The sequence below is a fragment of the uncultured Chitinophaga sp. genome (assembly GCF_937874145.1).
In the GTDB taxonomy this organism is placed as follows: Bacteria; Bacteroidota; Bacteroidia; order Chitinophagales; family Chitinophagaceae; genus Chitinophaga.
In genome coordinates, this window is the sequence record NZ_CALNBI010000121.1 from 1 (window position 1) to 5785 (window position 5785).

At 56.3% G+C, this 5785-nt stretch carries 8 protein-coding genes; 4 read left to right on the forward strand and 4 right to left on the reverse strand.

Features of this window, described 5'->3' with window-relative positions:
* Positions 1-728 (reverse strand): acyl-CoA reductase (locus Q0510_RS05565; RefSeq protein WP_298709008.1); only part of this gene is annotated, 728 nt, incomplete at its 3' end.
* A 91-nt stretch (positions 729-819) separates the two neighbouring features.
* Here Q0510_RS05565 and Q0510_RS05570 point away from each other — a divergent pair.
* The 4 genes from Q0510_RS05570 to Q0510_RS05585 all read left to right on the forward strand — a co-directional run bounded on the left by Q0510_RS05570 (position 820) and on the right by Q0510_RS05585 (position 3441).
* Entirely contained in the window at positions 820-1167 is a 348-nt protein-coding gene (locus Q0510_RS05570; RefSeq protein ID WP_298709010.1) for a 4Fe-4S dicluster domain-containing protein, read from the forward strand.
* 95 nt (positions 1168-1262) lie between these two features.
* Complete coding sequence (locus tag Q0510_RS05575) at positions 1263-2261, forward strand: D-alanine--D-alanine ligase (RefSeq protein WP_298709012.1); 999 nt, start codon at positions 1263-1265, stop codon at positions 2259-2261.
* Positions 2262-2276: 15 nt separating this feature from the next.
* Positions 2277-3107, forward strand: coding sequence for a PASTA domain-containing protein (locus Q0510_RS05580; RefSeq protein ID WP_298709014.1), 831 nt, complete (start codon positions 2277-2279; stop codon positions 3105-3107).
* 25 nt (positions 3108-3132) lie between these two features.
* Positions 3133-3441, forward strand: a complete 309-nt coding sequence (locus tag Q0510_RS05585; protein WP_298709016.1) for a rhodanese-like domain-containing protein — start codon at positions 3133-3135, stop codon at positions 3439-3441.
* A 65-nt stretch (positions 3442-3506) separates the two neighbouring features.
* Here the strand turns inward: Q0510_RS05585 and Q0510_RS05590 are convergent, their stop codons facing one another.
* From Q0510_RS05590 to Q0510_RS05600, 3 genes are all read right to left on the reverse strand, one after another.
* Complete coding sequence (locus Q0510_RS05590; RefSeq protein ID WP_298709017.1) at positions 3507-3899, reverse strand: RidA family protein; 393 nt, start codon at positions 3897-3899, stop codon at positions 3507-3509.
* Between the two features lie 10 nt (positions 3900-3909).
* Positions 3910-5103 carry a hypothetical protein gene (locus Q0510_RS05595; RefSeq protein ID WP_298709019.1) on the reverse strand — a complete coding sequence of 398 codons (1194 nt, stop codon included), beginning with the start codon at positions 5101-5103 and terminating at the stop codon, positions 3910-3912.
* 11 nt (positions 5104-5114) lie between these two features.
* The coding region (locus tag Q0510_RS05600; protein ID WP_298709020.1) for a GMP synthase at positions 5115-5785 on the reverse strand (671 nt) is incomplete at its 5' end.

A 5785-nucleotide genomic window follows, 5' to 3' on the forward strand; every position in this document is an offset into this window, starting at 1 on the left:
TTGTATTTATGGTTGTCCATGAGCCAGTCGAATTGCTTGAACGCGGTCATGAGCGCTTCGAAATCATACCCTTCCGGCACATATACCTTGGTGACGTTGCGGCAGCCCAGGCCGAAATACAGCAGCGCATCGGAAGCCAATGCCTCCAGGTCGGCAGTTGTCTCGGAACCGGTGAGCACAGCCACGGACGTGCGGTTGCGGCGGATGATGTGCGGGTATTTCGAGAAGTAATATTCGAAGTAGCGGGCGGAATTGTTGCTGCCGGTGGCGATGTAGGCGTCGCAGTCTTTGAGCACTTCCCGGATTTCCGTGATTTCGCCGGCTTCGGGCGACCATTCCGCGATTTTGCCGATCAGGTGGGGAAGGAGCACGTCATCTTTGGAAGATAATTTCAGTTTGATGCGGTGCCCGGAGAGGAAGCCTGTCAGCCAGTCATGAAAGCCTACGAGCGGGATATTGCCGGCGGCCACGATGCCCACGTTTTTGGGGGAAGCCGGTTCCCCGAAGCCCGGATACTGCGCTACCCAGGCTTCGAGCAGGGGGCGTTGCAGAAAATTATCCGCGATCTGTTGGATCGAAAGGTCCACAAATTCGGGGATAAACCACCCGTTTTGATGGAAAGCCTTTTGTTTGGCCAAACGGAGGCGCTCGCGCTCTTCTTCCGTACCCTGTCCGTTCAGATAGGCCCCCAGGCGCTCCAAAAGGGTGATTTTAGTAGTTACATTCATCTCCGGGAAAATAAATTGAGTATTTGAATTGAAGATATTTTATTTTTGGAGCAAAATTAATGGCTTACATCCTAAACAAAAAGTTTACAATATGGCAATTAAGATAACGGATGAATGTATCAACTGCGGAGCTTGTGAACCCGAATGCCCGAATAATGCGATTTACGAAGGTGGCGTAGAGTGGGCGCTGTCCGACGGAACCACCGTAAAAGGAAGTTATGTAATGATGGACGGTTCCGAAATGGACGCCGATCAGCGGAATGCCCCTGTTGCTGTAGATACGTATTATATCGTTCCCAACAAATGCACCGAGTGCCAGGGTTTCCATGAAGAGCCCCAGTGCGCCGCCGTTTGCCCGGTGGATTGCTGCGTGCCCGACGAAATGTACCAGGAAACCGTTGACGAGCTTATGGCCAAGAAAGCCAAGCTGCACGTCTAGTTTTCCCGTCAAATTGATATTATTCAAAGAATAATCACGGAAAAAGGAAGTACCAGCGCAGGTTGGGGCTTCCTTTTTTGTTATTTTGCCGAACTATGAAGAAAAACATCGCCCTCGTTGCGGGCGGCTATTCCGGGGAATATGTCATCTCCGTCCAAAGCGCCGCCGTTATTGAACGCAACATCGATCCCGCCCTCTACAACGTATATAAAATTATCATCACCCGCGAAGCGTGGACGTATACCGCGCCCGATGGCACCGCCGTGGAAGTCGACAAAAACGACTTCTCCCTGCGCACCGCCGAAGGCCAAATCCGGTTCGACGCGGTGTTTATCGGCATCCACGGCACGCCCGGGGAAGACGGCCGCCTGCAGGGCTACTTCGAAATGCTCGGCATCCCCTACACCAGCTGCGGCATGGTGACTTCCGCGCTCACTTTCAATAAAAGCTACTGCAATAAAGTGGTGGCCGCGCTTGGCGTGGTGCGGGTCAGCAAATCCTACCACATCTTCCGCGACCAGCCCTATTTCCCCGCCGCCATCCTCAGCTACCTCCGCCTGCCCGTGTTCGTGAAGCCGGCCGAAGGCGGCAGCAGCATCGGGATGAGCAAGGTGAACAAGGCCGAAGAACTGGAAGAAGCCATTCAGAAGGCGTTCCGGGAAGACAGCCAGATCCTCATCGAAGAGTTCGTCAAAGGCACGGAAGTGACCTGTGGCGTGTTCCGCTCCCAGGGCGAGCTGAAAGTACTCCCGCTCACCGAGATCCGTTCCACCAAAGAATTCTTCGACTACGAAGCCAAATACACCCCCGGCGTTACCAACGAGGTGACGCCCGCCGAAATCCCGGAGGAAGCCGCCGCGCACATCCGCGAAGTGGCCCAGGATCTGTATAACCGCCTCAACTGCAAAGGGATCGTGCGGGCTGATTTCATCCTGGAAGAAGGCACCAACAACGTCTATTTCCTGGAAGTCAACACCATGCCCGGCCAAAGCGAAAATAGCCTCGTGCCCCAGCAGGTACGCGCCGCAGGCATGACTTTACGGGAGTTTTACGGCATACTTATTGAAGGGTGCCTTGCTGCTGTTAATAAATAAGCATACTTTGCTAATATGAAAATGTTCGATAATATAACAAAACGCTCCTTCGGCTTCAATCTGCTGGTGATAGGCGGGCTGATCATCCTCATGGGGATCATCTTCTTCCTTTCGCTTGGGTTCCTGACCCGCCACGGCGAGGAAGTGACGGTGCCGGATGTAAGAGGTAAAAGCATTGAAGACGCTACCTCCACCCTGGAAGCCCTGGGCTTCGACGTGGAAGTGCGCGACTCCATATATATTGACACCATGCGCGCCCTGCTCGTTTATGAGCAGACCCCCGAGCGCGGCGATGTCGTAAAAAGCCACCGCACCATCTTCCTCACGGTCAACAAGCTCGTGCCGCCCATGGTGCCGATGCCCGATCTCGAAGGCCTGACTTACCGCAGCGCAGAAATGACGCTCCGCGCCCGCAGGCTCAACATCGGCGATACCATCTACAAACCGGATTTCGCCACCAACACCGTGCTTGAACAACGCCTCAACGGCAAGCCCATCAAGCCCGGCACCGAAGTCCCCGAAGGCAGTAACATCACCCTGGTGCTTTCCAGCGGTACCGGCAGCATGGAAAACCCCGTGCCCGAAACCGTGGGGATGACCTACCTGGAGGCCCGTGAAGTACTCGCAGCAAGCAACCTCAACATCGGCACCGTACTGATCGACGGCGGCGTGGCCGACACACTCGGCGCTTTCGTATACCGCCAGTCGCCCCCGAGGCGCAACGGCCTGGGCGAGCTCAACATGATCCGCGCCGGCGAAAGCATCGACCTGTGGCTCTCCGCCACCAAACCCGTGACCGACTCCCTGGCTGTACCTCCCCCGGCCCCGCCTGCATCGGAATATTAATATTAACTTTGAAAAAAAACCAACAATGGAAAATATTACTGTAGAAGACCTGAAAAAACGTATCGACAGCGGCGAACAGCTGAACCTGGTGGACGTGCGCGAACCGCACGAAAACGCCGAATTCAACATCGGCGGCACTCTCGTTCCCCTCGGCGATATCCGCTCCATGGAGATCGAAGCGATCGAAGGGCTGAAAGACCAGGAAGTGATCGTGTATTGTCGCAGCGGTAACCGCAGCGGTCAGGCCGCCATGGTGCTCGAAACAATGGGCTTCTCCAACGTGAAGAACCTTACAGGCGGAATGCTGAAATGGCAGGAAACTTTCGGGGCGTAAACTATTTACAGGCACATGCCTTCCCGCCGGATGCACGCGCATCCGGCTTTTTTATGGCCGGAACATCAACCCTGGACCGGAACGATGGCCGTAGCCTCGATCTCAACCATCAGGTCGGGGTGGATGAGCGCGCTCACTTCCACCATGGTGGTAACGGGCCTGATGCCGCCGAAGAACTCCCCGTGCGCGCGGCCTACTTCTTCCCATTTCGAAATATCGGTAACGAACATACGCGTTCGTACCACGTCGTGCAGCGTGGCGCCGGCTTTCACCAATACCGCTTCGATTTTGGCGAGCGCGTGTTTGGTTTGTTCGTAAGGGTCGCCGGCGCCCACGATCTTGTCGCCGTCGGCCGATACCGTTCCGGAAACTTCCACCACATTGCCGATCCTTACCGCGCGGGAATACCCGACTTTGGATTCCCAAACGGCGCCTGAACTGATGTTGAGTCGTTGCATATCGTAGTTTTTAGTATTCGAAGAAGGAGCAGCTGCCACCCACCCAGTCCTGCGACTGGTTATAACTTACACCGATCATCTTGCCCTTGCTGAGCCGGGCGAGGTTCTGGGCGAGGATGGGAGCGGGTGCATCGTCGGGCCAGCAATACATGAGCCTGATTTCGCACTTGGCCGGGCCGGTGGGCGTTTCCACGGCAGGCGCGTATTCCACTTTTTCCTGCAGGATCCAGTTGCCGGGGTCGTTGATCTTTGCCACATCTTCCGGAGTTGGATCGATGATCACGCCCTGGCCCGCAAAGGAAAACAGGGGTTTCAGCACGAACTGGTCCAGCTGCTGCGGCAGCACGGGTATTTCGTCCAGGAACCAGGCTCTTGGCGCAAAGGGACCATGTATGTGGGGCAGGAGGTATTTACTGATGCGGTAATACCAGTTGGGGTGCGGCGCCCATTCTACGTCAAAGTCCTGCCGGAGATCGATGGGATTGCCCAGCTGTGGCCGCATGTTTTCGAGGTCTTCGAAAATCACGCGGTTATATATCCGGCTGACGGGCCGCTTCTTGCCCTGCCTTTCAAAATACAGCTGCCGGCCGCTCTGCTTCAGTTCCGACACGCAAACCACCGGGATACCGAGCATCTCTTCCGTACACGCGAAATCTATCAGTGTTTTCTGTTGCAGCGGCAACACTTCCAACAGGATCGTTTCTTCCGGCGGCCTGGTCCCGACGATGGTACGGCGGAGCAGGTTGCGATAGGCGTTGAGGTCCAGACCTTTGCCCAGGTTCTCCAATCCCGAAGGTACGCTGGTATGCCGCCGGTATGCGGCAGCGAGCAATTGCTGGAACCCGAACAGGCTGGGGAACCCCTGCAGCTCGATGAGTTTGGGCGTGAGGGAGCCGTCTTCCCCACGCGTAACGGCAAAATCGATGATGATGAACTGCGGACGGGCATTCTCCCCGGGCACGTTGAATGCTTTGGGGATAGCCCCGGCAGTGAGGGTTTTGATATCGGGCCGCGTAACTACCTGGAGGATTGCGTCGCCCGCTTCGAGGAGGCGGCTGGTCAGTTCACGGGGGATGAAAACGGGGGTTTCCGCTACGCGGAAGGAGGGCTCCACGCCGGAAGTGCCAGCCAGGTCTTTCAGCAGCTCCTGGTACCGGGCGGGAGAAAACGACTGGTTGTATGCGTGGCGGATATCGGGGATCATGCGATTGATTTTTAGGTGTGCTGGTAATGCAGCGCCGCTTCCAGGAAGTTGGGCAGCAAGGTGTCGTGCGTGAGCAGGATCTTGTCTGGCTGTTGCAGCAGCTCCAGCATGTTTTCATATTTCTCCGCCCCGTGATCTGCCACCACGCGATGGCGGCGGGTGGGCTGGCGGAGGTATTTGTGCATCCCTTCGGCGTCTGCCTCGGGATGGAATTGTGTTCCGATCATATACGGATTGAACCGGATGGCCATGGTGGCTCTTTCCAGCGGCACGTGCGGCCTTTCTTTCTCGATCGCCAGCACTTCGGCGCCCATGGCCCGGAGGTTCTCCTCATGCGGCCGGATTACCTGCCAATGGCGGCTGTCCACGATGTAAAAAGGATCATGCAGCCCGGCAAATACCGCTTCATTTTCGCCAGCGGCCGTCAGATGGACGGGAAATACGCCGAAAGCGGAGCTTTTCCGCCGGCACACTTCTCCCAGTTCAAAAAAACGGCATACGATCTGGAACGAATGGCAGATCAGGAAAATGTGCTTTTTGCGGCTTCCTTCCTGCAGGTTCCAGTCCAGCACCGATTGGAGCCAGCCGAAATAAGCCACTTCCCAGTCGCTGCCGGCACTGTCGACCGGCGAACCGGGCCCGCCCGTACTGATATACACATCAAATCCCAGATCCGGCACCT